The 23,070-nt window shown below is 61.0% G+C and carries 18 protein-coding genes; 8 read left to right on the top strand and 10 right to left on the bottom strand.

The genetic code is table 11. The annotated features are described in order from the left end of the window. Positions 1 to 37: 37 nt before the first annotated feature. Positions 38 to 1,003 (bottom strand): polysaccharide biosynthesis/export family protein, encoded by a 966-nt coding sequence (locus ACYVM5_RS06430; protein WP_460617295.1) that lies wholly within the window; start codon positions 1,001 to 1,003, stop codon positions 38 to 40. Positions 1,004 to 1,252: 249 nt separating this feature from the next. Here ACYVM5_RS06430 and ACYVM5_RS06425 point away from each other — a divergent pair, with 249 nt between their 5' ends. The 4 genes from ACYVM5_RS06425 (at position 1,253) to hpf (ending at position 4,154) form a co-directional block, all read left to right on the top strand. Further along, positions 1,253 to 2,398 (top strand): acyl-CoA dehydrogenase family protein, encoded by a 1,146-nt coding sequence (locus ACYVM5_RS06425; protein WP_460617294.1) that lies wholly within the window; start codon positions 1,253 to 1,255, stop codon positions 2,396 to 2,398. Between the two features lie 177 nt (positions 2,399 to 2,575). After that, on the top strand, positions 2,576 to 2,770 hold the full coding sequence (rpsU, locus tag ACYVM5_RS06420) for a 30S ribosomal protein S21 (protein WP_168672574.1): 195 nt from the start codon (positions 2,576 to 2,578) through the stop codon (positions 2,768 to 2,770). Between the two features lie 167 nt (positions 2,771 to 2,937). Next, positions 2,938 to 3,816 (top strand): site-specific integrase, encoded by an 879-nt coding sequence (locus ACYVM5_RS06415; protein ID WP_460617293.1) that lies wholly within the window; start codon positions 2,938 to 2,940, stop codon positions 3,814 to 3,816. Between the two features lie 38 nt (positions 3,817 to 3,854). Next, positions 3,855 to 4,154 (top strand): ribosome hibernation-promoting factor, HPF/YfiA family, encoded by a 300-nt coding sequence (gene hpf / locus ACYVM5_RS06410; RefSeq protein ID WP_198069793.1) that lies wholly within the window; start codon positions 3,855 to 3,857, stop codon positions 4,152 to 4,154. Positions 4,155 to 4,232: 78 nt separating this feature from the next. Here the strand turns inward: hpf and metK are convergent, their stop codons facing one another. From metK to ACYVM5_RS06390, 4 genes are all read right to left on the bottom strand, one after another. Further along, positions 4,233 to 5,495 carry a methionine adenosyltransferase gene (metK, locus tag ACYVM5_RS06405; RefSeq protein WP_198069794.1) on the bottom strand — a complete coding sequence of 421 codons (1,263 nt, stop codon included), beginning with the start codon at positions 5,493 to 5,495 and terminating at the stop codon, positions 4,233 to 4,235. A 186-nt stretch (positions 5,496 to 5,681) separates the two neighbouring features. Beyond that, complete coding sequence (locus ACYVM5_RS06400; protein ID WP_460617292.1) at positions 5,682 to 6,416, bottom strand: SDR family NAD(P)-dependent oxidoreductase; 735 nt, start codon at positions 6,414 to 6,416, stop codon at positions 5,682 to 5,684. A gap of 108 nt (positions 6,417 to 6,524) precedes the next feature. Next, positions 6,525 to 7,745 carry a class I SAM-dependent methyltransferase gene (locus tag ACYVM5_RS06395; RefSeq protein WP_460617291.1) on the bottom strand — a complete coding sequence of 407 codons (1,221 nt, stop codon included), beginning with the start codon at positions 7,743 to 7,745 and terminating at the stop codon, positions 6,525 to 6,527. A 29-nt stretch (positions 7,746 to 7,774) separates the two neighbouring features. Further along, on the bottom strand, positions 7,775 to 8,263 hold the full coding sequence (locus ACYVM5_RS06390; protein WP_460617290.1) for a hypothetical protein: 489 nt from the start codon (positions 8,261 to 8,263) through the stop codon (positions 7,775 to 7,777). Between the two features lie 278 nt (positions 8,264 to 8,541). On the opposite strand from ACYVM5_RS06390, the gene ACYVM5_RS06385 reads away from it, so the two are divergent. Beyond that, positions 8,542 to 9,318, top strand: coding sequence for a DUF4397 domain-containing protein (locus ACYVM5_RS06385; RefSeq protein ID WP_460617289.1), 777 nt, complete (start codon positions 8,542 to 8,544; stop codon positions 9,316 to 9,318). 123 nt (positions 9,319 to 9,441) lie between these two features. Continuing rightward, positions 9,442 to 10,761 (top strand): adenosylhomocysteinase, encoded by a 1,320-nt coding sequence (gene ahcY / locus ACYVM5_RS06380; protein ID WP_460617288.1) that lies wholly within the window; start codon positions 9,442 to 9,444, stop codon positions 10,759 to 10,761. 69 nt (positions 10,762 to 10,830) lie between these two features. On the opposite strand, the gene ACYVM5_RS06375 is transcribed toward ahcY, so the two are convergent. The 4 genes from ACYVM5_RS06375 to ACYVM5_RS06360 form a co-directional block, all read right to left on the bottom strand. Further along, positions 10,831 to 11,598, bottom strand: a complete 768-nt coding sequence (locus tag ACYVM5_RS06375; protein ID WP_460617287.1) for a hypothetical protein — start codon at positions 11,596 to 11,598, stop codon at positions 10,831 to 10,833. Positions 11,599 to 11,626: 28 nt separating this feature from the next. Further along, the gene (locus tag ACYVM5_RS06370; RefSeq protein WP_460617286.1) at positions 11,627 to 12,670 is read right to left on the bottom strand and encodes an LLM class flavin-dependent oxidoreductase; all 1,044 of its coding nucleotides are present in this window, start codon (positions 12,668 to 12,670) and stop codon (positions 11,627 to 11,629) included. A gap of 127 nt (positions 12,671 to 12,797) precedes the next feature. Continuing rightward, complete coding sequence (locus ACYVM5_RS06365) at positions 12,798 to 15,029, bottom strand: prolyl oligopeptidase family serine peptidase (RefSeq protein ID WP_460617285.1); 2,232 nt, start codon at positions 15,027 to 15,029, stop codon at positions 12,798 to 12,800. Between the two features lie 61 nt (positions 15,030 to 15,090). Next, a complete protein-coding gene (locus tag ACYVM5_RS06360; protein ID WP_460617284.1) occupies positions 15,091 to 16,188 on the bottom strand; it encodes a hypothetical protein in 1,098 nt (365 codons plus the stop codon). Positions 16,189 to 16,485: 297 nt separating this feature from the next. Here ACYVM5_RS06360 and ACYVM5_RS06355 point away from each other — a divergent pair, with 297 nt between their 5' ends. Next, positions 16,486 to 21,135, top strand: coding sequence for a T9SS type A sorting domain-containing protein (locus ACYVM5_RS06355; protein ID WP_460617283.1), 4,650 nt, complete (start codon positions 16,486 to 16,488; stop codon positions 21,133 to 21,135). A gap of 133 nt (positions 21,136 to 21,268) precedes the next feature. On the opposite strand, the gene ACYVM5_RS06350 is transcribed toward ACYVM5_RS06355, so the two are convergent. After that, positions 21,269 to 22,270 carry a sugar phosphate nucleotidyltransferase gene (locus ACYVM5_RS06350; RefSeq protein ID WP_460617282.1) on the bottom strand — a complete coding sequence of 334 codons (1,002 nt, stop codon included), beginning with the start codon at positions 22,268 to 22,270 and terminating at the stop codon, positions 21,269 to 21,271. Positions 22,271 to 22,471: 201 nt separating this feature from the next. On the opposite strand from ACYVM5_RS06350, the gene ACYVM5_RS06345 reads away from it, so the two are divergent. Further along, on the top strand, positions 22,472 to 23,050 hold the full coding sequence (locus tag ACYVM5_RS06345; RefSeq protein ID WP_198069806.1) for a LemA family protein: 579 nt from the start codon (positions 22,472 to 22,474) through the stop codon (positions 23,048 to 23,050). The last annotated feature ends 20 nt before the right edge of the window (positions 23,051 to 23,070 follow it).

The following is a 23,070-nucleotide window of genomic DNA, read 5'->3' as shown; positions in this document are numbered from 1 at the left end:
GCGTGCTGGGTATGATAAAAGATTGCCGCTCAGTGCTTTATTTTATAACGCTGATAATAACAAGGGTAGTCGTCAGAATAAGCGAGGCAAAGCTGATGATGGGAGCTGCGTCGGTTAGGGTTTCCAGTACCGGGCGGTGTACTGGTTCTACGTAAATAATATCATTCGGCTCCATTTGCAGGTTGGCCCGGCGCATTCCCTCTAGCGTAGTCAGGTCTACTTGCTGAATGCGCGGATTTTTCAGGTCACCTCGGATAATCCGAATATTGCTGGCCTTGCCGCCGTAGCGGTAGAAACCTTGATTAATGCTGCCTCCGCTGCCGCTGCCCCCGTCGAGGCCGCCAGCCAGGGCCAGCACCTCAATCAGGTTCATGTTGTCATTAGCCAGGGTAATTACCTGGCCACCCGGTGCGCCCAGAATGAAGACGCGGTTGTTGGTAACGCGTGTGGTCACGAAGGACTCCTTGTAGTATTCGTTATAACGAACCTGTAGCAAGCTGTCGGCCTGAAGCAACGATAAGCCGCTTACCTTCACCCGGTTGACCAGAGGTAGTACCACTGTGCCATCGGCCTGCACCAGAAACTCGGAGCCCGCCGTAGCGCTACCGGCCGTCTGGCCCACAGGGCGCTGACTAACAGCAGCGCGGGCATTACCACCGCCACCACTGCTGGGGCTGGCACCAGCACCCGTGCTGCGGCTGGGCAGTGCCCCGCTGGGTTGCCCAAATTGCAGTTCGCCGTTGGGGTCCAGAATGCGCTCACCCTTGTTGGTGTTCACCCGCACTTCCAGAAAATCGTTGGGCTGAATGAGGTAGTTGCGTGCCGTGCGGTTCACGGCCAAGCGCAACTTGGTGCTATCCAACTGGCGGCCCTGGCTGTCGGTGAGCCGGAACATGGTGCGCTGGTTGTAATAACGAGTGGAAACGCACGACGAAAAAAGCAGCAGCGCGGGCAGGGCCAGCAGCCACAGCGGCTTGAGGCGGCGAAAGGGAAATGTCGGCATGAAGGCCAATTAGGGCGATATCAAACAAAAACCAGGAAAAATTTTGGCCTCGAAAGGCAGATTCCCCCCAAAAAGCCTCAAAAGTAACGCTTTTGCCGCGCCCATTCAACTACAGGCGGTTGCGCCGGGCGGCGTACTCCTCGTTGCCAACTGCCTGAATCGTACTTTCGTGGACTGAAAACGGCTAAATGGCCGTTGCAGTACCGACGACCTTATATTCTCCCAAATCCCACCCTTAGTTCCCTTTACATGGAAGCCGTAGCCACCGAAAACCAGACCATGATAGCGCAGATGGTGCGCGATTTTGGCGCCCAGCACATCAAGCCCGAGATGATGAAATGGGATGAGAGCCAGGAGTTTCCCATCGACGTTTTTCATAAGCTCGGCGAGCTGGGCCTGATGGGCGTACTCGTGCCCCAGCAGTACGGCGGAGCCGGTTTTGGCTACGTTGAGTACGTAACGGCCATTGCTGAACTGGCCAAGATTGACGGCAGCATCGGCCTAAGCATGGCCGCCCACAACTCGCTCTGCACCGGCCACATCCTGCAGCACGCCTCCGAAGAGCAGAAGCAGAAATACCTGCCCAAGCTTGCTTCCGGCGAGTGGATTGGTGCCTGGGGCCTCACCGAGCCCAACACCGGCTCTGATGCCGGCAACATGCGCACCACCGCCGTGCTCGACGAGAGCGGCGAAAATTATATTATCAACGGCGCGAAAAACTTCATCACCCACGGCAAATCCGGCAACGTGGCCGTGGTAATTGTGCGCACCGGCGAAGTGGGCGACTCCCACGGCATGACGGCTTTTATCGTTGAGCGCGGCACGCCGGGCTTCGCAGCCGGCCGCAAAGAAGACAAGCTGGGCATGCGCGCTTCGGAAACCACTGAGCTGATTTTCACCGACTGCAAAGTGCCCAAGGAGAACGTCATCGGCAAAGTGGGAGACGGCTTTGTGCAGAGCCTGAAAGTGCTTGACGGCGGCCGCATCAGCATTGCGGCGCTCAGCTTGGGCATTGCCCAGGGCGCTTTGGAGGCCGCCACCAAGTACAGCAAGGAGCGTCACCAGTTCAACAAGCCCATCAGCAGCTTCCAGGGCATCAGCTTTAAGCTGGCCGATATGGCCACTGAGGTAGAGGCCGCCAGCCTGCTCACCTACCGTGCCGCCGACATGAAGGACCGCGGCCTGAACGTGAACCTCGAATCGGCCATGGCCAAGCTTTACGCCTCGGAAGTAGCCGTGCGCACTGCTAACGAAGGCGTTCAAATCTTCGGTGGCTACGGCTACACCAAGGATTACCCGGCCGAGAAATACTACCGCGACGCCAAACTCTGCACCATCGGCGAGGGCACCAGCGAAATTCAGAAGCTGGTTATTGCCCGCGTACTGCTCAAGTAAATCGTGGATTATGGCAGATTTCGCGGGTTTTGGGACCGGTTCGGCCGCCAGCGCCTAGGCGTTGGAAATGAATCGACTACAAAATCCGTGAAATCCGTTTGAATCCGATAAATCCGTGATTATCTTTGCGGCCCGGTTTACACCGCCTCCCTCAGAAAATCTCCCTCATTCCCTGATATGATTATCATTCAAATCAAAGACAACGAATCGGTTGACCGCGCTCTGAAGCGTTTCAAAAAGAAGTTCGAGCGCACCGGCGTTCTGAAAGAGCTGCGTCGTCGCACTTTCTTCCAAAAGCCGAGCATCACCGAGCGCAAGATGAAGCAGAAGGCTGTTTACAAGCTTGCCACCTACGGCCAGCCCGGCGAATAGCCCGAAAGTTTTTCGGCCGTTTAGCTTTGTTGAAAACCGGCTGGTTTGCCTCTGTTGGCAAGCTGGCCGGTTTTTTCGCGTCCATACGGCAACGATTAAGTTGGCTTCAACTAAAAAAATGCTACATTGGATGCCCGGCCCAACCGCCGGGCTTTTTTGGTGTTGGTATGGATGCTTTTCTCGATTTTTTGCGCTTTGAGCGGCGCTATAGTCCGCACACGATTGTCTCCTATCAGACCGATTTGGGACAGTTTGCGGCCTACCTCAAGTCGGCCTACGAACTGACCGACCCCGCTCAGGCCACGCACGCTCTCATCCGCGGCTGGGTAGTGGAGCTGATGCAGGAGAACCTCGACCCGCGCACCGTAAACCGCAAAGTGGCCTGCCTGCGCTCGTACTACAAGTTCCTGCTTCGCAACGGCCTTATTGACAGCAACCCCATGCTGCGCATCAAGGCCCCGAAGATGGCTAAGAAGCTGCCCGAATTCGTGCCCGAAGAAGCGTTGAACGGCTTGCTGAATACGTTTGAATTCGGCGACGACTTTGCCGGACAGCGCGACCAGCTGGTGCTGGAAATGCTGTACGGCACCGGCATCCGCCTCTCGGAACTCATTGGCATTCACTCTGATGACGTGAGCCTGGGGGCCAGCACGGTGCGCGTAACCGGCAAGGGCAACAAGCAACGCCTCGTGCCCCTGAACCCCACGCTGAAGCTCGTGATTGAGCGCTACCAGGCCCGCAGGGCGCACGAATTTGGTGCGGTTGGCGGCCCGCTGCTGCTCACCGATAAGGGCGACGCGATGTATGAAAAGTTCGTGTACCGCACCGTGAAGCGCTACCTGAGCCAGATTACGACTTCCGGGGCGCAGCAGCACCCGCACGCGTTGCGGCACGCCTTTGCCACGCACCTGCTGGGCAAGGGAGCCGACCTGAATTCCATTAAAGAATTGCTGGGCCACGCCAGTCTAGCGGCCACGCAGGTGTACACGCACTTGTCCGTCGACCGTCTGAAATCCGTATTTGAACAGGCCCACCCCCGGGCCTGAGTTTTGTGTTACCCTTTTACCTCTAAATCACCCGCTTTATGAAAGTACAGATGCATTCGGTGCACTTCGACGCCGACCAGAAATTGCTTGATTTTGTTCAGCAACGTTTGAATAAGCTGGAAACTTTTTACGATAGGGTTACCGAAGGCGAGGTTATTATGCGCCTCAACAATAAAGACGGCATTGAGAACAAAACCGTCGAGATAAAGCTGCTGGTGCCTGGTAACATCTTGTTCAGTCAGGAAGATGCTGCTTCGTTTGAAGCCGCCGCCGATGCTGCCACCGAAAGCCTGCGCCGCCAGATTACGAAGCACAAGGAAAAGGCTATTGCCCATTAATAAAGTCGGCGTTCTGCCCAACAAAAAGCCCCGCCTGATGAGTCAGGCGGGGCTTTTTGTTGACGGGAATGGCAGGGATTACAGCCCAAACTCGGCCTTAATCTGGGGCACGTAATCGAGTTTTTCCCAGGTGAAGGTTTCGAAGGTTTTGGTTTCGCCGCCGGGCATCACCACGTTCACGGTGCCGGGCTGGCGGCCCATGTGGCCGTAAGCCGCCGACTGGGCGAAGATGGGGTTTTGCAGCCCGAAGCGCTTCACGATGGCGTAGGGACGCAGGTCGAACAGCTTGTTCACCTTTTCGGCTACTTCGCCGTCGGTGAGGGGCTGGCCAGCCGCGTTCTTGGCCTTGATGGTGCCGTAGGTGGTTACGAACACGCCCACGGGCTGGGCCACGCCGATGGCGTAGGCCACCTGCACCAGCACCTGGTCGGCCACGCCGGCAGCCACCAGGTTTTTGGCGATGTGGCGGGCGGCGTAAGCGGCCGAGCGGTCTACTTTCGACGAGTCTTTGCCGGAGAAGGCACCGCCGCCGTGCGCGCCCTTGCCGCCGTAGGTATCCACGATGATTTTGCGGCCGGTGAGGCCGGAGTCGCCGTGCGGGCCACCGATGACAAACTTGCCGGTGGGGTTGATGTGGTAGATGATTTTGTCGGTGAACAGAGCCTGGGCATCGGCGCTCAGGCCGGCTTTCACGCGCGGGATGAGAATCGAGAGTACATCAGCTTTGATTTTGTCTAGCATTACGCTCTCGGAGGCATCGAATTCGTCGTGCTGCGTGCTGATGACGATGGTATCGATAGCCTCGGGCTTGTGGTCGTCCGAATAACGAATGGTTACCTGGCTCTTGGCGTCGGGGCGCAGGTAGGGCATGGCCGTGCCCTCGCGGCGAATGGCGGCCAACTCCTGCAGCAGGCGGTGCGAGAGGTCGAGAGCCAAGGGCATGTAATTGGCCGTTTCGTGGCTGGCGTAGCCGAACATCATGCCTTGGTCGCCGGCGCCTTGGTCTTCGTCCTTGGCACGCTCCACGCCCTGGTTGATGTCGGGCGATTGCTCGTGCAGGCGGTTCATCACCTCGCAGGTGTCGGCGTTGAAGAGGTATTCGGGTTTGTTGTAGCCGATGCGGCGAATGGTTTCGCGCACAATGGGCTCGGCATCGACGTGGGCCGTGGACTTGATTTCGCCGGCAACGAGGGCGAAATCGGTCGTCACGAGCGTTTCGCAGGCTACTTTGGCAGTGGGGTCCTGGCGCAAATACTCGTCGAGGATGGCGTCGGAAATCTGGTCGGCAACTTTATCGGGATGGCCTTCCGAAACCGATTCGGAAGTGAACAGATAGGGCATTGAGTGCGCGAAAAGAGCGGAAGATAGAAACGAAGCGCGCCCGCCAGGCCGAAACCGGCGGGCGGGCGCGGCGCAAAAGTACGGAAATCCGGGCTATTGGTAGCTATGCCTGGGACGATGAAATGCAGTAGAGGTCAGCAGCCAACGAAAGTTTATCGCTGAAATCTGTGGAAGGGAATGATTGGGCTACAGTTGGGCCAGCCGACCACCATCAACGACCAGCGTGGTGCCGTGCACGAAGCTGGCTTCGGAGGAAGCCATGAAGGCAATGGCGGCGGCCAGCTCTTCGGGCGTGCCTACAGTGGCTTTGTCTATTTTCTCGGTGCCGTTTTTCACGTTGGGGTTGCTCCAGAGCATGGGCGTGTCCACGGCGCCGGGGGCCACGGCATTGATGCGGGTTTGCTTGCGGTCGAGTTCCAAGCTCAGGCCGCGCACGAAGGCTTCGAGTGCGCCCTTGCTGGTGGCGTAGGGCACCACGTTGGCGGTGGTCTGATGGGCGTGCACCGAACTGATGGCCACGATGGCGCTGCCCTTGGGCATGTGGGGCAGGCAGAGCTGGGTGAGTTGGGCCAGGGAGCGCAGGTTCACCAGCATCAGCAGGTCCCACTGGGGCAGGGGCAAGTCTACGAGGTGGTCGAAGGTCATCATGGCCGCGTCGCACACCAGCACATCGATGCGGTGGTACTTGGCCAGCACCTTCTTCACCACGCCGCTGATGGCGCGGGGCTTGGCCAGGTCGCAGGTCATGAAAACAGCTTTGCCGCCGGCTTTAGTAATCAGGCGCACGGTTTCGGTGCCGTCGGCTCTATTGCGGCCCAACACTACCACGGTGCCGCCTTCGGCGGCCAGCCGCACGCAGCAGGCCCGGCCGATGCCGGACGTTCCGCCCGTCACCAGGCACACTTTATCTGTAAAACGCATTGCTAAACGGTTGAATGAAAAGCGCCGCATTAGCTGCGCAGGAGCTTTACGGCCTACAACCGAATAAGTAGGATTTTGTGCTGGCTAAATAGCGTGATGCCCACGAGTTCAGGCAATGGCAGTAATGCCATTCACTGGGGCGGTAAGCTTTTCGCACACCAGCACCACCAGCCGGCCGCGCAGGTCGGTAGTTGCAAACAGGTATATATCACCGCCCTCACGAATGCCGGTGCGACGCCGGAAATCGGCCACCGAATCGGGGAAGTTGCGAGTGGTGACGTGGGCGCGCGCTTCCGGCCCGAGGTGGGCTTTGAGAGCCGTACCATCGGCTTTCTCTACGGCCAGGATTTTGAAAACGCGCCCCGGAAAATCAGCCCGCAACACATCCGAAGTATAGAGGTGGCTGTGCTGATGCAGCTTAAGCAACTCGAACGCCGTGCCAATGCTGCGAAAGGCTCCCGCCTTGAGCACGGCCGCGTTGGGCTCGTAGAGGTACTGCTGGGCTTCGGCGTAGCGCGGCGTAGCGCGGGCCTCGCGGGCGCGGTTGAGGCGGAATTCCTGCTGCGTGCCGTCGCGGCGAAGGTTTAGAGCGAAGCGCTCGGGGTCTATGGCGGGTTCCTGGCCCAACTCGTAGAGCACTTCCTTTACCTCATTATCCACGGCTACCACCCAGAGGCGGCGCACGTGAGCTAGGCCCTGGACGGCTTGCTCGATATCGAGCATGGGCGAGGTTTTGAGCAGAACTTTATCGGCCTTGTGCAGCAGCAACGGCAGCAGTTTCACCACGTCGGGCTCGCAGTCGCGCAGTAGAAAAATTTTGCGGGCGGCCGTGTCGCGCCGAGCTGGGTCGAGGTAAATCCAGTCGTAGTGGTGCGGCGTGCTTTTCAAAAATGCCACCGCGTCGGCCGCATTTATAGTCACGTTATCAATGCCCAGTTGGCTGAAATTATAACGCACTACGCCGGCCAGCGCGGGGTCGCGCTCCACATAGTCGACCTGACCCACGCGGGCGGCAAATGCGGCCGAATCAGCGCCGAAACCGCCGGTAAGGTCGGCCAAACGCTGGCCGCCTACCAGGTTGGCTTTAAATGCTGCCGTGCGGGCCGACGATGCCTGTTCGACAGACAGGGCAGGCGGGAAAATCAGTTCCGGGTTGTCGGCCCAGGCGGGCAGTTTGGCGCGGGCTTTTTGCCGGGCCTGAATCTGGCGCACCAGTTCGGGCACGGGGAGGCCGGGGTGGCGGCGGGCTTGGAGAGCCAGGTGGGCGGGGTCGTCGTGCAGGTGCGCGGCCACGTACCGCCGGGCCGCTTCGGGCAAGGGGTAGTCCATCGAAGACCTTATACGGGAAAACGCGGCGGTTAGCGCAACGCCCAGCGCAACGAAAGCAAAGGCTGGCCCGTGGGCGCAGCCGCAAAGCCGATGGCGGCCGGCTGCAGGCGCTGCCAGGTGCCGCCGTGGGCCACGTCTTGGTTAAATGATTTTACCGCCCGTTGCAGGTGCGAGTTGGTGTTGCGATTGATGAAAATAGTGGCAATCAGGCTGGTAGCGAATACTCCAATGGCTACCTGCTGCGTGGAGTTGAAATACACCCGGTCGCCGTGGGCCAGAATCTGCTGGCCATACACGCCAAACGACCCGACGGCCACCAGGCGGTCAATCAGGAAAAACGTCTTCTGGCGGCGGTACTCATCGAGGTGGGCCAGGGCGTCGGCGTTGCCGGCCAGGTAGGGACGGAGCTTCTGCCCAAAGAAACCGGCTGTTTGGTAATTGTCGCCGCTGGCCCCGGGGGCCAGAAAATCAAAATTGTGCTGGGGGCCGCCCAGGCCCCGCGCCTCGTCTTCGGGCAAGAGGCGAATACTGCCAGGAGCTTGCTGAGCTAATGCAGGAGCTAATAGGCTAACGGATAAGATAATAGTGGCTGCGCCACGGAGCTGCCATTTAACTGAGCGTAGCTGGTTGATTTCGTGCATAGTAACAAATATAATGATGCTTGAAGAGCTAAAAAGAACGTCGAGGTAATATTTTCTGGCTGCTAACCCAACAAACCCGGGGTGCCACACGTTCATGCCGAACCGGCTAATCACCCCTTGGGCCGCGTATTTCACCCACCAACCTGATATTGTTCATGAAAACATCCTTCGTATTCCGCCGCGCCATTCAGGCCATTCTGCCGGCCACCCTGTTGCTGGCCGCTTGCAGCAAGAGCGACACGCCCACGCCTACGCCGGCGGTATCTACGGCCAGAATCGCCATTTTCAACGGCGCTGCTAACGTGAACGTCGCGGCGAAGGTGCTGGTCGACGAAGCGGAAAAAGCTTCGCTCAATTACGGGCAGTTTGCCAGCTACCAGACCATAAATGCGGGTACTCCCACTTTCAAAATAGTGGGTGGGACCACCGTGCTGTCTACCCAGCCACTTACCATCGACAAAGACAAGAGCTACTCTTTTTTCGCCTATAACCCCGGACCTACTAATGCGACCACCGGCCTACTGGTGGCCGATGACCTGACGGCTCCGGCTACCACGCCGGCCCCCGGCAAGGCAAAAATCCGGTTGGTGCACATTGGGCAGGGGCTTGGCACCAACAGTGGCCAAGGCACCGCGCTGCCAATCAATTTGAGCGAAGCGCAGACCGTGGGGTATGCCGACCGTATTCCAAATGTGGCATTTGGCACCGCCTCCAGCTTTTTGGAAATCAACGCCGGTACATTCAACCTCGCTATTACTACGGGCACCGCGCCTTCCAACACATTCCAGTTCAATGTGGGTGATGGCTCGGGCTCCGGCACCGGTACCAAAGCATTCGAAGCCGGTAAAATCTATACCATCATCGTGCGGGGTGCCGAGAGCAACCTCGACAACACCTTGAAACCAAAGGCCTACATTGTGCCAAACAATTAGCCTTGGAAAGCGCCTTGTGCCACAAAAAAGCCCACGCCGCACGGTGTGGGCTTTTTTGCGATATGAGGCGAACAAATCCAGTATCTTTGCAGTTGAATCGCCACACATAAATTAATCCGTATCATGGTGGAAACCACGACGAAGACGTACGTTCCGTACAAAGTAAAGGACATGAGCCTGGCCGAGTGGGGCCGCAAGGAAATCCGCCTCGCCGAAGCCGAAATGCCGGGTTTGATGAGCTTGCGCGAGGAATTTGGCGCGGCGCAGCCCTTCAAAGGGGCCCGCATTGCCGGCTGCCTGCACATGACCATCCAAACGGCCGTGCTCATCGAAACCCTGAAAGCGCTGGGCGCTGAGGTGACGTGGTCGTCGTGCAATATCTTCTCGACCCAGGACCACGCCGCTGCGGCCATTGCTGCTGCCGGCATCCCGGTGTATGCTTGGAAAGGCATGGACGAGGCCTCGTTTGACTGGTGCATCGAGCAGACGCTGTTTTTCGGTGAGGACCGTCAGCCGCTGAACATGATTCTGGACGATGGCGGTGACCTGACCAACATGGTGCTGGACCGTTATCCCGAGCTGGCTGCCGGCATCAAAGGCGTGAGCGAAGAGACCACGACCGGCGTGCTGCGCCTGTATGAGCGCGTGAAACAGGGCACGCTGCCCTTCCCCGCCATCAACGTGAACGACTCGGTAACGAAGTCGAAATTTGACAACAAGTACGGCTGCAAAGAGTCGGCCGTGGACGCTATCCGTCGGGCGACCGACGTGATGATGGCTGGCAAAGTGGCCGTGGTGGCCGGCTACGGCGACGTAGGAAAAGGCACCGCTGCTTCGCTGAGCGGCGCGGGTGCCCGGGTTATCGTGACCGAAATTGACCCCATCTGCGCCCTGCAGGCGGCCATGGACGGCTTCGAAGTGAAGAAGATGGAAAATGCCATTCCGCGCGCCGACATCGTTATCACCACCACCGGCAACTGCGACATCATCCGCGAGGAGCATTTCCGTGCCCTGAAGGACAAGGCCATTGTCTGCAACATCGGTCACTTCGATGATGAAATTGACATGGCCTGGCTGAATGGCAAGTACGGCCACACCAAAGACACGGTGAAGCCGCAGGTGGACATCTACACCATCGACGGCAAAGAGGTGATTATCCTCGCCGAAGGCCGCCTCGTGAACCTGGGCTGCGCCACCGGCCACCCCTCGTTCGTGATGTCGAACTCGTTCACCAACCAGACCCTGGCCCAGCTGGAGCTGTGGGAGCGTGGCGACCAGTACGAAAACCAGGTGTACACCCTGCCCAAGCACCTCGACGAGAAGGTAGCCCGCCTGCACCTCGCCAAAATCGGCGTGGAGCTGGACGAGCTGACCGCCAAGCAGGCCGACTACATCAAAGTGCCGGTAGAAGGTCCGTTCAAGTCGGATTTGTACCGCTACTAGAAACCGGTTGCTTCGGCAACTAAAAAGCCCCGGCTGCGATATGCGGCCGGGGCTTTTGCTTTTCAGGTTTTAGCGGCGGGAGGCCGGCGCTTTGTGGCTGGATTTTGGGAGCGCCGGCAAGTAACTCAAGACATACTGATTGTTAGGATATGATTGCAGCGTGCGTTGGCCGAAATACCGACATAGCGGTACGTTATGCAAGTGTGAAAAGCACTCGGTTTGATACTGTAGAATTTGCTCCCGCATCAGCCGATTATCGGCGGCAGCATTTTGCATTGACTGGATGGCGGCTGCGGCGCGTGACAGGTTGTAGGATGCCGCCGCCCATTGTGCGTGGTCAAGCTGAAGCGTAGCCAACTTAAAGTAAGCTTCCAAAAAAGGGATGTACATGCTTACTACTTCAGGACCTTCCTGCCCGTAGCTATCGAGCAACCTGATAAGCCGTTGGTACACGGGGTAGCTTTGGTTTCTGGTCGCTTCCTGCCGATACAGAGCCCTGGCATAGCAGTTTAATACCTGCGGGTCGGGCGGGTTGAGGGCAGCCACTTTGGCAACTGCCTCAACTGCATCAGCAAGCCGGCCATCGGCATAAGCGCGCTCCGATTCGGCTACTTCGATTGGATGGGCCACCGCAGGCTTGACCGGAGCTACACGTTGGGTCAACGGCAAATCCTTTAGTTCTTCGGCCTGAAGCGGTTTGGCATCACCAACAAAGTGGAAAAAGCGCTTGCTGCTCAAAAAGGCACAGTCGTCTTTGGGTTGATAGACTTGCGAAAATGCCCGATGTGAAGAAACCGCACACCAGAGAAGGCAAGCAGTCAGGAGCGTCGATTTCATGCAGAAATATATAGCTGAGGGCGCAATTTTAGGCGGAGTTTGCGACCAGCGCCGTCCGCACGGCCGGCGCTACCTGCGTGCCCAGTAGCTCGATGGAACGCAGCACGCTCTGGTGCGGAATGCCTTCGATGACGAGTTGGGCCAGGAAGCGGGTGTTATTGAATAGCTTGTGTTGGTAAAGCAGCTTGTGAATAATATCCTGCGGCGAGCCTACCAGCAGCGGGCCTTGCGGGCCGCAGAGGTAGTCGAAGTGGCGGCGGTCCATGGGCGACCAGCCGCGCTCGCGGCCGATGCGGTTCATGAGGGTGGAGTAGGGCGGGAAGAACTCGTCGCGGGCCTGCTCGGCGGTATCGGCCAGGTGCAGGTGGCAGTTGATGGCGAGTTGCAACGCGGCTACGTCGTAGCCGGCTTTCTGGGCTGATTCGCGGTAGAGCTCGGCAAACGGCACGTACTGCGCGGGCGCGCCGCCCAGGATGGCAATGGTGAGCGGCAGGCCCAATTGCCCGGCCCGAATGACGGAGGCCGGCGTGCCGCCCACACCAATCCAGACCGGAATTTTAGGCTGGGCCGGGCGCGGGTACACGCCTTTGGCGTCGATGGAAGCGCGGTGCTTGCCCTGCCAGGTCACCACTTCGTTTTCGTTGATGTTGAGCAGTAGCTGGAGCTTCTCAATGAACAGCGCATCGTAGTCCTTCAAATCCTGCCCGAAGAGCGGGAAGGACTCGATGAAGGAGCCCCGCCCGGCGATAATCTCGGCGCGGCCATTGGAAATGAGGTCGACGGTGGCGAAGTTCTGGAAGGTGCGAACGGGGTCGACGGAGCTGAGGACGGTGACGGCGCTGCTCAGACGGATGCGCTTGGTGATGGCGGCCACGGCGGCCAGAATGACTTCGGGGGCCGAGATGATGAAGTCGGGGCGGTGGTGCTCGCCGAGGGCCAGCACGTCGAGGCCGGTTTCATCGGCCAGCTTGCCCATGGCCAGGAGCTCCTGCATGCGTTGGACGGCAGCGTGGTTCTGGCCGGCTACGTGGGCCGGGGCGATTTCACCGAATGAGCTAATTCCGATTTGCATAGTAGATGATAAATGAAGTAGAGACGCATACTTGCGTCTCGTCGTTGAACAACCGGCAAAGGGGCCAAGCGTTTCCGTTCAACGACGAGACGCAAGTATGCGTCTCTACAACAGTCAGTAAAAAGGCTTACTTCACGTCCGGCGTCACGCCCATGTTGGCGTAGCAGAAGCTCCACACGTCGGCCCACTCGTCGATTTGCAGCTTGGTGCTTTTGCCCGCGCCGTGGCCGGCGTTCACATCCACGCGGATGAGGGTGGGGTTGGGGCCGGTGTTGGCGGCTTGCAGGGCGGCGGCGAATTTGAAGGAGTGCGCGGGCACCACCCGGTCGTCGTGGTCGGCCGTCGTTATCATAGTGGCGGGGTAGGCGGCGGGCTTCAGATTGTGCAGAGGCGAGAATTTCAGCAGGTTCTCGAACTGCGCTTTATCGGCGGAGGTGCCGTATTCGGGCGCCCAGTTCCAGCCGATGGTGAAGGTCTGGTAGCGGAGCATGTCCATGACGCCTACGGCGGGCAGGGCCACTTTGCAGAGGTCGGGGCGCTGCGTCATGGTGGCGCCTACAAGCAGGCCGCCGTTCGAGCCGCCCGCGATGGCGAGGTGGTCGTAGTCGGTGTACTTGTTGGTTTTGAGGTATTCGGCAGCGGCAATGAAGTCGTCGAATACGTTCTGCTTGTTGGGCGTCATGCCGGCTTTGTGCCAGGCTTCGCCGTATTCGCCGCCGCCGCGCAGGTTGGGGATGGCCAGGATACCGCCATTCTCCAGCCACAGCATGCGCGCCACCGAGAAGCCGGGCGTGAGCGAAATGTTGAAGCCGCCGTAGGCGTAGAGGTAGGTGGGGTTTTTGCCGTTCAGCTCCACGCCTTTTTTGCGGACGATGAACATGGGAATCTTCGTGCCGTCCTTGCTGGGGTAGAATACCTGCGTGGTTTCGTAGTCGGCCGGGTTCACGTCCACTTTCGGGGCGCGGAATACGGTGCTAGTATTGGTGGCGAGGTCGTACTTATAGATGGTAGTCGGGTAGGTGAAAGAGGTGAAGGCGTAGTACACCGCCTTAGCATCGCGCCGGCCGCCGAAGCCGCTGGCGGTGCCAATAGCCGGCAGTTTCACGTCGTGCTCGAACTTGCCCAGCTCCGAATACACCTTCACCTGCGAGCTGGCATCGTTCAGGTAATCGGCAATCAGCTTGCCGCCTACCTGCGTCACGCTTTCCAGCTTGTTTTTGCTTTCGGGCAGCACATCGTGCCAGTTGGCTTCGGCGGGCTTCTTCGGGTCGATGCGGATGACGCGGTAGTTGGGAGCTTTGTAATTGGTGTACACCAGCACCTCGCCGCCCACGTTGCCGATGACGTTGTTGTTGAACTCGTAGCTCGGAATGAGCATGGTCCAGGTTTTGGCCTGCCTGGGGTCGGTGAGGTCGCGCACCAGCAGCTGGTTGCCGTCGGCCTTGCCATCGGTGAGCGTCAGGGCCAGAAACCGCTCGTCCTCGGTGGCCGTGGCGAAGCGGAAGCCGAGGGGCATTTTCGGGTTCTCGTACACCAGCTGGTCGGCGCTTTGGGGCGTGTTCAGCTTGTGGAAATACACTTTGTGGAACTCATTCTTGCCCGAAAGGCCGTTTTCGCCGGCTTTGGGTGCGTCGTAGCGGCCGTAGTAGAAGCCGTTCTTCGTCCACGAGGTGCCCGAGACTTTCACCCATTCCAGGGTTTCGGGCAGCAGCTTGTTGGTTTGCAGGTCCATGATGCGGACCTTGTGCCAGTCGGAGCCGCCGCCGCTGGTGGCGTAGGCCAGGTAGCGGTGGTCGTTGCTGAACTCGGTGCCCGCCAGCGCGGTGGTACCGTCGGCCGAGAACTTGTTCGGGTCGAGCAGAATTTGCGGCTCCTCGGTGCCGCGCTGGCGGTAGAGCACGGCCTGGTTCTGCAGGCCGTCGTTCTTGCTGAACACCAGCTCTGACCCAACCTGCTCGGGCACGCCAAACCGCTCGTAGTTCCAGATTTTGGTGAGCCGCTCGCGGATTTTATCCCGGAACGGAATCTGCTTTAGATAGCCGAAGGTCACCTCGTTCTCAGCCGTGACCCAAGCCTTGGTTTCGGGCGAGTCCAGGGCTTCGAGCCAGCGGTAGGGGTCCGGCACTTTGGTGCCGAAATAGGTGTCGGTGAAGTCGGTTTTACGGGTTGCGGGGTATTTCACGGGGGGCAGGGGAGGGGGCAGCTCCAGGCCGGCGCGGCGGCTGGGCTCGCCGTTTTCGGGCACGGTGGTTTCGGTGAGGGCCTGGCGGTTGGGCAAGGTGTTGTGGGCGGGCGGGGCAGTGGCCCGGCAGGCCGTAGCGGCCGCCAATATGGCAACCAGGGGTAACGCAGCTTTCATAAAAATGTAAGGAGGATGAAGGCCGTTGTCAGCCAAACAAATTGCGTATCAAGGTTATAAATCAGTCCATTTGAACATCATCGGCCACTGCGCCGCTTTGGTTGCGGGGAATGGCATCGGCGGCGGGAGCAGGTGCGGCCGTCGTCGTTTCAACGCTGGTTTGGCTGATGGCGGAAGCTACCAGCTCGGGTAGGTTGGCGCGCAGCCAGCGCAATTCCTCGTCTACGCGCTGGCTCACGAGGCTCTCCACTTCCAGGCGCTGGGCGGGGCTGAGCTGGTTGAGAACCGGTGTAGTGGGGGCATTGTTGGCCTCGGGGACAGAAGAGGCAGCGAGCACCAGGGCTTCGGCGCGTTTCACACGGGCCACAGAGTCGGCCACGGCGGCGCTGGTTTCGGTGGCGGCGGCCTGGGCGGTGGTGGCGGCGTGCTTGGCTTCCAGGGTTTCGCGGCGCTGCTGGCGGCGCCACTGGCCCAGCGTCACGCGCAGCATGATGTAGAGCACCAAACTCAGAATGCCCAGAATGAGCGCCAGCGGGGCCGCAAACCGGTACAGCAGGCTGCCGGGACCAGTAGCAGGCAGGGCAGCGGCCGAAGTGCCGGCGGCGTCGCGCTCGGCGGCGGCCTGGGCTTCGGCGGCCTCAGCCGGGCCGGGCGCGCCGGGGGCGGCGGTCGTGGTGTCGGCCATCTCGGGGGCCATGGCGGCCGACACTTCGCCCAGCGGCGTGCCCGAAGTCACGTAGTTGGTGAGGGCGGTTTCGAGGGCGGCCACGCGGGCCATGCGGGCGGGGTCTTTGCGGCGGGCGGGCGAGCTTTTCAGCTTGCTGATAATGGCTTTGGTGAGGGCGGCCAGCCGGGCGGGGTTGTCTTTCTTGCCCTGGTAAATAGCGCCCCGGCCTTCAATGGACTGATACAGCACGCTGTACACGCGCAGGCTGTCGGGCCGGATGCTGGCGGCCAGGGCATCGAGGTTGCCGCCATCGCAGCGCACGGTGTTTTTGAGGTTGGGCCGGCCGGCGTCGTCGTACACGAAGCGCACCGTGGCGCACCAGATTTGCACCTTCGATTCATCGAGCGAGGGCTGGCCGAGCGGCGTTTGGGCGCGGGCCGAACCCAGGAACAAAGTGGCCCACAGGGCGGCCAGAACAAAGCGGAAAGTCATAAGCAGCGCGATTTTACCGGAAAAGTACGGTTTTGGGCGCAACTTATTAGGGGATGGATGCTACACGTCCTTTTGTGCCTCATATCATGGGGGAAAGGAAACCACAGGGGCAATCAACCCGAGTTGCGGAATAATCAGTCAAGCACCAGTGGGGCTTCCATTCGATACGCCGCACCTTGGTTTCATGATGAAGAACAGGATGATAGCAAAAGAATTACGCAGACCCCCGACTAACGCACTAGATTTGCTACTGTATTCCCCCCTCATACTTTATCCACCCTTTTTTCTTTTTCAAGCATGACAAATCCTTTACGATTCACGCCGCGCCACGCGCGGAGTGGCCGTTGGGCCGGCGCGCTGGCGCTGCTGGCCTGGCTGCTGCCGGCGCTGGGCCACGCCCAGGGCCGGGCCGATGCCTACGGCTTCACCCAAACCACGGGCACTTACTCGGCCATCACCGGCACGGTTATCAGCACCAGCAGCGACGACAACGTGGTGTACCCCGCCACCACGCTGCCCTTCACGTTCACCTACGCGGGCACGGCGTACACCACCCTGCGCATCACCTCGAACGGTTACGTCACGTTTGGTGCTACCGCGCCCAGCTCTAGCGGCTACACGCCCATCTCATCGACTACCGGCTACGACGGGGCCATCTCCGCGTTTGGCCTCGATGGGGGCGGCCGTAGCAATACGGGGGCGGCCATCAGCACCGCCACCGAGGGCACGGCTCCGAACCGGGAGTTTGTGGTGCAGTACGCCAACTGGAGCGCCTACGGCAGCGTGGGCGGGGTAGAAAACTACCAGATTCGGCTGGCCGAAACCAGCAACGTCATCCGCATCGTGTACGGCAGCTTCACCGGACTAGCCGCCGGCACCAACCCGCAGGTGGGCCTGCGCGGGGCCGCCGCCACCGATTTCAATAACCGCGTGAGTGCCGTGGGCTGGGACCAGACCAATACCGGGGCCGCGCTCACCAACACCTCCACGGTAGCCGTGAGCGCCACCCTGATTCCGGCTTCGGGCCTGACTTATACTTACACGCCCTCCACCACGGCGCAACTGCCGGCCATCCGGCCCACGGCCACGGCCGTTTCGGGCAGCACGGCCACGGTGGCCTTTGTGGCCCCGGCACCAGCTACCGCCCCCACGTCCTACACCGCTACCGTGACGCCCGCCATAACCGGCAGCCCCTTCACGGTCACGGCTTCGCCCTTCAGCCTGACCGGCCTGGCCGCTACCACGCCCTACGCGGTGAGCATCGTGGCCAACTATGCGGCCGGGGCTTCGCTGCCCACCGAAACCCGCTTTGTGACGGGTGTGGCTTGTGCGCCACCCACGGCGCTGACCGTTAGCGCCATCAGCACTACCTCGGCCAGCCTGTCGTTTACCAACTACGGCCCGGGCGTGACGACCTACACTGTGACGACGACGCCCGCTACCAGCACCTACACCGTCAGCAGTGCCACCACTACCGCACCGCTGGTACTCACGGGCCTCACGGCCGGCACCGCCTACACGGTGAGTGTGGTGAGCAACTGCGCTGCCGGAGGCGTGGCCACTGCCGCCACCACCACCTTCACCACGGCTTTCGCCTGCGTGACGCCAACCTACGCCGCACTGCCCTACACGCAGACGTTTGAGAACACGTGGGTGAGCAACTGCGCCTTGCGCGAGGTGCCGAGCCTGAACTGGAAAATGACGGCCGGCAACGACCCCGATGCCTCGTTCCGCCGCTACGACGATGGGGCCGCCGCCAACTGGTCGTCGACCTCCTACGGTTATACGCCGGCGGGCAGCAACGCGGGCGGGGCTTCGTCCTCGTTCTCGGCCCGCTACCACTCGGGCAACGTGTCGCCGGTAACCGAATTCGCCACGTTCGACCTCTACGCCAACGCCAGCGGCGGCACGGGCACGCCCACGCTCACTTTTGACTACATCAACACCTCGGGTTCGGACAAAATCGAAGTGCTGCTGAGCACCGACGGCGGCACCACGTTCGGCGCGCCGCTGTTCACGCAGGTGACCAACAGCGCCTGGACCACCTACACCGTGCCCCTGACCGGGGCTACGGCCACGAGCGTGATTCGATTCCGCGCCACGGGCGATAATGGCAGCACCGACATCGGCCTCGATAACGTGGGCGTGAACTACGTGACCTGCGCGCCAGCCACAGCCGTAGCGGTACCGGCGGCTAGCATCACCACCACCACGGCTCAGGTGACGTTTACCCCCTCGGCCAGTGGCGTGACTGACTACACAGTGACGACCTCCCCGGCCACCACCCAGGCCAACGCCACCACCTCGCCCATCACCCTCACCGGCCTGACGCCCGGCACCCCCTACACCGTGACGCTGACCACCAACTGCTCCGGCGGTGTGGGTACTTCCACGGCCACGTCCCCGGTGAGCTTCACCACGGCTTTCGCCTGCGTGACGCCAACCTACGCCGCGCTGCCCTACACGCAGACGTTCGAGAACACGTGGGTAAGCAACTGCGCCCTGCGCGAGGTGCCGAGCCTGAACTGGAAAATGACGGCCGGCAATGACCCCGACGCTTCGTTCCGCCGCTACGACGACGGCGCGGCCGGCAACTGGACCGGCGGCTCGACCAACTACGGCTACACGCCGGCCGGCAGCAACGCGGGCGGGGCTTCGTCCTCGTTCTCGGCCCGCTACCACTCGGGCAACGTGTCGCCGGTAACCGAATTTGCCACGTTCGACCTCTACGCCAACGCCAGCGGCGGCACGGGCACGCCCACGCTCACTTTTGACTACATCAACACCTCGGGTTCGGACAAAATCGAAGTGCTGCTGAGCACCGACGGCGGCACCACGTTTGGTGCGCCCTTGTTCACGCAAATTTTGGCTGCCAACTGGACTACCTACACCGTGCCCCTGCCGGGTGCCACGGCCACGAGCGTGATTCGCTTCCGTGCCACGGGCGACAACGGCAGCACCGACATCGGCCTCGACAACGTGGGCGTGAACTACGTGGCTTGCTCCATTGTGGCAGGCCTGGGCGTGGCAAACATCACCGCCACCACCGCCAACGTGACCTTCACGGCTCCGAGCGGCGGGGCCAGCTACACCGTAACCTACACTCCCGCCGGCGGCACGGCTACCACCGTCACGCCCGCCCCCACGGCCTCGCCCGTGCCCCTCACGGGCCTCACGCCCAACACTACCTACACCGTGAGCGTGAGCACCAACTGCGCCGGCAGCACCACTTCGGCGGCAGTAACCACGACCTTCACCACCGCCTGCGTGGCGGCGCCCTACGCCGCAGTGCCCTACACGCAAACCTTTGAGAGCACCTGGGCCAGTGCCTGCGGCACCCGCGACGTGCCCGACGCTAACTGGCGCTCTACCCCACTGACGGGTAACAACGCCTGGCGGCGCTTCGACGACGGCACTGCTGGCGGCTGGAGTACCACCAGCGGCGCCTACAGCCCGGCCGGCAGCAACGCCGCCGGCGCTACGTCCTCGTTCTCGGCTCGCTTCCACTCCTACAACGCCACTACGGGCAGCCAGGGCCAGCTTGACCTGTATGCCAACGTAAGCGGCGGCACTGGCACGGCTACGCTGAGCTTCGACTACATCAACACCTCGGGCACGGATAAGCTGGAGGTGCTGCTGAGCACCGACGGTGGTACCACGTTCAGCACCACGCCTTTGTTTACGCAAATACTGGCTGCGAACTGGACCACCTACACCGTGCCGCTGACCGGAGCCACGGCCACGAGCATCATCCGCTTCCGCGCCACGGGCGATGACGGCCTCACCGACATCGGCCTCGACAACGTGGGCATCACCTACGTGGCTTGCGCACCGGTTACGGCCCTGGCAGTGCCAGCGGCCACCATCACCACCACCACGGCCCAGGTGACGTTCACGGCCCCGGCCAGCGGCTCGACCACCTACACGGTGACGACCTTCCCGGCCACCACCCAGGCCAACGCCACCACTTCGCCCATCACCCTCACCGGCCTGACTGCCGGCACTGCCTACGCCGTGACGCTAACCGCCAACTGCACCGGTGGAGGCAACTCGTCGCCCGTTACCACCACTTTCACGACGCCTTTTGCCTGCGTGACGCCGACCTACGCCACGCTGCCCTACACGCAGACGTTCGAGAACACGTGGGTAAGCAACTGCGCCCTGCGCGAGGTGCCGAGCCTGAACTGGAAAATGACGGCCGGCAATGACCCCGACGCTTCGTTCCGCCGCTACGACGACGGCGCGGCCGGCAACTGGACCGGCGGCTCGACCAACTACGGCTACACGCCGGCCGGCAGCAACGCGGGCGGGGCTTCGTCCTCGTTCTCGGCCCGCTACCACTCGGGCAACGTGTCGCCGGTAACCGAATTCGCCACGTTCGACCTCTACGCCAACATAAACGCCGGCACGGCCACCAACGTACCGACGTTGAAGTTTGACTACATCAACACCTCGGGTTCTGACAAAATCGAGGTGCTACTGAGCACCGATGGCGGGGCTACGTTTGGCGCGCCCCTTTTCACGCAAATCCTGGCTGCGAACTGGACCACCTACACCGTGCCGCTGACCGGGGCCACGGCCACGAGCGTGATTCGCTTCCGCGCCACGGGCGACAACGGCAGCACCGACATCGGCCTCGACAACGTGAACGTGAGCTACATCGTGACCACTGCCACCACCACGGCCCTCACGGCCGCCGGGGTGAGCGTGTACCCCAACCCGGCCCACGAGAGCTTCACGGTACGGGTGCCCGCCGTGGCCAACGCCACGAGCGTGCAGGCCGAACTGCTCAACGCCCTCGGGCAGGTGGTGCGCCGACAGTCGGCAGCGTTACCCGCTGCCGGGGCCTCGCTCCTGATTCCCACCACCGATTTGGCGACCGGTGTATACACGCTGCGTCTGCGGGCCGGCGATGCCAGCCTGGTCAAGCGCGTGGTTATCAACTAGATTGCTTGAGCCGGTCCCGCCTGGGGCCGGCTCTCAGGTTGGCTTGATTGAGCATACTAAAAAGCCCCGACTGCCAGTGCAGTCGGGGCTTTTTGGCGTTAATATCGGCGGTGCTCAGGCGCCTCGCGCGACTTTAGCTGTAGTCGATTTCGGTATTATCGCCGATATTCAGCGAGTGGTTCATGCCCCGGAACGAAGCATCGGAACCCACGATGCAGTCGTGCATCACGGCCGAGCGCAACTCCGAGTAGCTGCCGATGATGGAGTCGCTCAGGATGCAGTTTTTGACGATGGTTTTGTCGCCGATGGCCACGTTGGGGCCGATGATGGAGTGCGAAATCTGGCAGCCGCGCCCAATGCTGACCGGCGGAATAATCACGGCGTCCGGATAGTCGGAATAGTTTTGGTTGTCCAGGAATTCGGGGCGGTTCAGCAGGCGGGCGTTGGCTTCGAGTAGGGTTTCCTTGCGGCCGCAGTCGAACCAGTTGTCCACCGGGCAGGTCGTCATCGCCTCGCCCTCCTCGATGAGGTGCATCAGCGCGTCGGTGAGCTGAAATTCGCCGTGGGTCCGCGCGTCCGAGTCGATGAGCCACTCCAGGGCCTGGGCCAGCTTTTCGGGATAAGCCAGCTTGTATAGGCCCACCATGGCGAAGTTTGATTTGGGAATTTTGGGCTTTTCCACCACCTTGTTTACCCGGCCGTTGCTGCCGGTTTCCACCAGCCCGAACATGCTGGGGGTTTTCACTTCCTTCACGGCCAGCACCGAGCCGGGCGTGGCCATGAGGGCCGCCAGGTCCACGTCCACAATGGTATCGCCGAGCATGATAAGTACGCCGTCGGGGTCGTGGCGAAATTCCTCACGGGCCAGCCACAGCGCGTGGCCGATGCCCTCGCGCGGTTCCTGCACCACAAACGTGGCCTTGAGGTCGGGGTACTGGCGGCGCACGTAGCGCACGATTTTATCGCCCAGGTAGCCCACGATGAACACAAATTCGGTGAGGCCGGCGGCCTGCAAACGGTCGATGATGTGGCCCAGAATGGTGTTGCCGGCCACCGGCACCAGGCTTTTGGGCTGGGTGTGGGTGTGGGGACGCAGGCGCGAGCCAATGCCGGCAACGGGAATAACAGCTTTCATGAAACGGGGCTGTGTAATGAAGTAGGCGGGGGGACGATAAAGGAAGGCGTTCGGGCCAGCTAAGCAGCAAGCTACAACCACTAGGGCTAAGCTGCGTACTTTGCCCCAAACCCGGTACCAAACCGGGGCAGCGGCCGTAGGTTTGGCCCGCTGCGCTTTCAACCCCCGAATACCCTTCACCAACACCCTTCACAACCCATCATGAAACGCTTTCTTCTCTATTTCGCGGGCTTGGCCCTGTTGCTCACCCAGTCGTCGTGCGGCTACAACGGCATGGTGACGCGCGACCAGGCCGTGAAGGCCCAGGCCGGCAACGTGCAAAGCGCCTACCAGCGCCGCAACGACCTCATCGGTAACCTGGTGAACACCGTGAAAGGTGCCGCCAAGTTTGAGCAGGGCACGCTCACCAGCGTCATCGAAGCCCGCGCCAAAGCCACCAGCGTGCAGCTGAACGCCAACGACCTGACGCCCGAAAACATCAAGAAATTCCAGGATGCCCAGAGCCAGGTGTCGGCCGGGCTGGGCCGCCTGCTGGCCGTGTCCGAAAACTACCCCGACCTGAAAGCCAACGCCAACTTCCAGGAACTGCAGGCCCAGATTGAAGGCACCGAAAACCGCATCAACGTGGAACGCAACAAGTTCAACGCCGTGACGAACGACTACAACACGTTCACCCGCTCGTTCCCGAACAACCTGTTTGCCGGCATGTTCGGCTTCCCGCCCAAGCCTTACTTCGAGGCCGACCCGGCCGCCAGCAAGGCTCCGACCGTTCAGTTTTAGGGTTGAATCTTGTGTAGGGT

Source organism: Hymenobacter ruber (assembly GCF_054783255.1).
The sequence above is the reverse complement of the archived record's forward strand: the minus strand, read 5'-3'. Positions and strand labels throughout refer to the sequence as shown.

What these genes read in the sequence shown, in the direction of transcription:
- ACYVM5_RS06355 (WP_460617283.1), top strand. Translation starts at nt 16,486, where the DNA reads ATGACAAATCCTTTACGATTCACGCCGCGCCACGCGCGGAGTGGCCGT.
- ACYVM5_RS06400 (WP_460617292.1), bottom strand. Translation starts at nt 6,416, where the DNA reads ATGCGTTTTACAGATAAAGTGTGCCTGGTGACGGGCGGAACGTCCGGC.
- ACYVM5_RS06365 (WP_460617285.1), bottom strand. Translation starts at nt 15,029, where the DNA reads ATGAAAGCTGCGTTACCCCTGGTTGCCATATTGGCGGCCGCTACGGCC.
- ACYVM5_RS06360 (WP_460617284.1), bottom strand. Translation starts at nt 16,188, where the DNA reads ATGACTTTCCGCTTTGTTCTGGCCGCCCTGTGGGCCACTTTGTTCCTG.
- ACYVM5_RS06345 (WP_198069806.1), top strand. Translation starts at nt 22,472, where the DNA reads ATGAAACGCTTTCTTCTCTATTTCGCGGGCTTGGCCCTGTTGCTCACC.
- ACYVM5_RS06370 (WP_460617286.1), bottom strand. Translation starts at nt 12,670, where the DNA reads ATGCAAATCGGAATTAGCTCATTCGGTGAAATCGCCCCGGCCCACGTA.
- ACYVM5_RS06415 (WP_460617293.1), top strand. Translation starts at nt 2,938, where the DNA reads ATGGATGCTTTTCTCGATTTTTTGCGCTTTGAGCGGCGCTATAGTCCG.
- ACYVM5_RS06395 (WP_460617291.1), bottom strand. Translation starts at nt 7,745, where the DNA reads ATGGACTACCCCTTGCCCGAAGCGGCCCGGCGGTACGTGGCCGCGCAC.
- ACYVM5_RS06430 (WP_460617295.1), bottom strand. Translation starts at nt 1,003, where the DNA reads ATGCCGACATTTCCCTTTCGCCGCCTCAAGCCGCTGTGGCTGCTGGCC.
- hpf (WP_198069793.1), top strand. Translation starts at nt 3,855, where the DNA reads ATGAAAGTACAGATGCATTCGGTGCACTTCGACGCCGACCAGAAATTG.
- ACYVM5_RS06375 (WP_460617287.1), bottom strand. Translation starts at nt 11,598, where the DNA reads ATGAAATCGACGCTCCTGACTGCTTGCCTTCTCTGGTGTGCGGTTTCT.
- ACYVM5_RS06350 (WP_460617282.1), bottom strand. Translation starts at nt 22,270, where the DNA reads ATGAAAGCTGTTATTCCCGTTGCCGGCATTGGCTCGCGCCTGCGTCCC.
- ACYVM5_RS06385 (WP_460617289.1), top strand. Translation starts at nt 8,542, where the DNA reads ATGAAAACATCCTTCGTATTCCGCCGCGCCATTCAGGCCATTCTGCCG.
- metK (WP_198069794.1), bottom strand. Translation starts at nt 5,495, where the DNA reads ATGCCCTATCTGTTCACTTCCGAATCGGTTTCGGAAGGCCATCCCGAT.
- ACYVM5_RS06425 (WP_460617294.1), top strand. Translation starts at nt 1,253, where the DNA reads ATGGAAGCCGTAGCCACCGAAAACCAGACCATGATAGCGCAGATGGTG.
- ahcY (WP_460617288.1), top strand. Translation starts at nt 9,442, where the DNA reads ATGGTGGAAACCACGACGAAGACGTACGTTCCGTACAAAGTAAAGGAC.
- rpsU (WP_168672574.1), top strand. Translation starts at nt 2,576, where the DNA reads ATGATTATCATTCAAATCAAAGACAACGAATCGGTTGACCGCGCTCTG.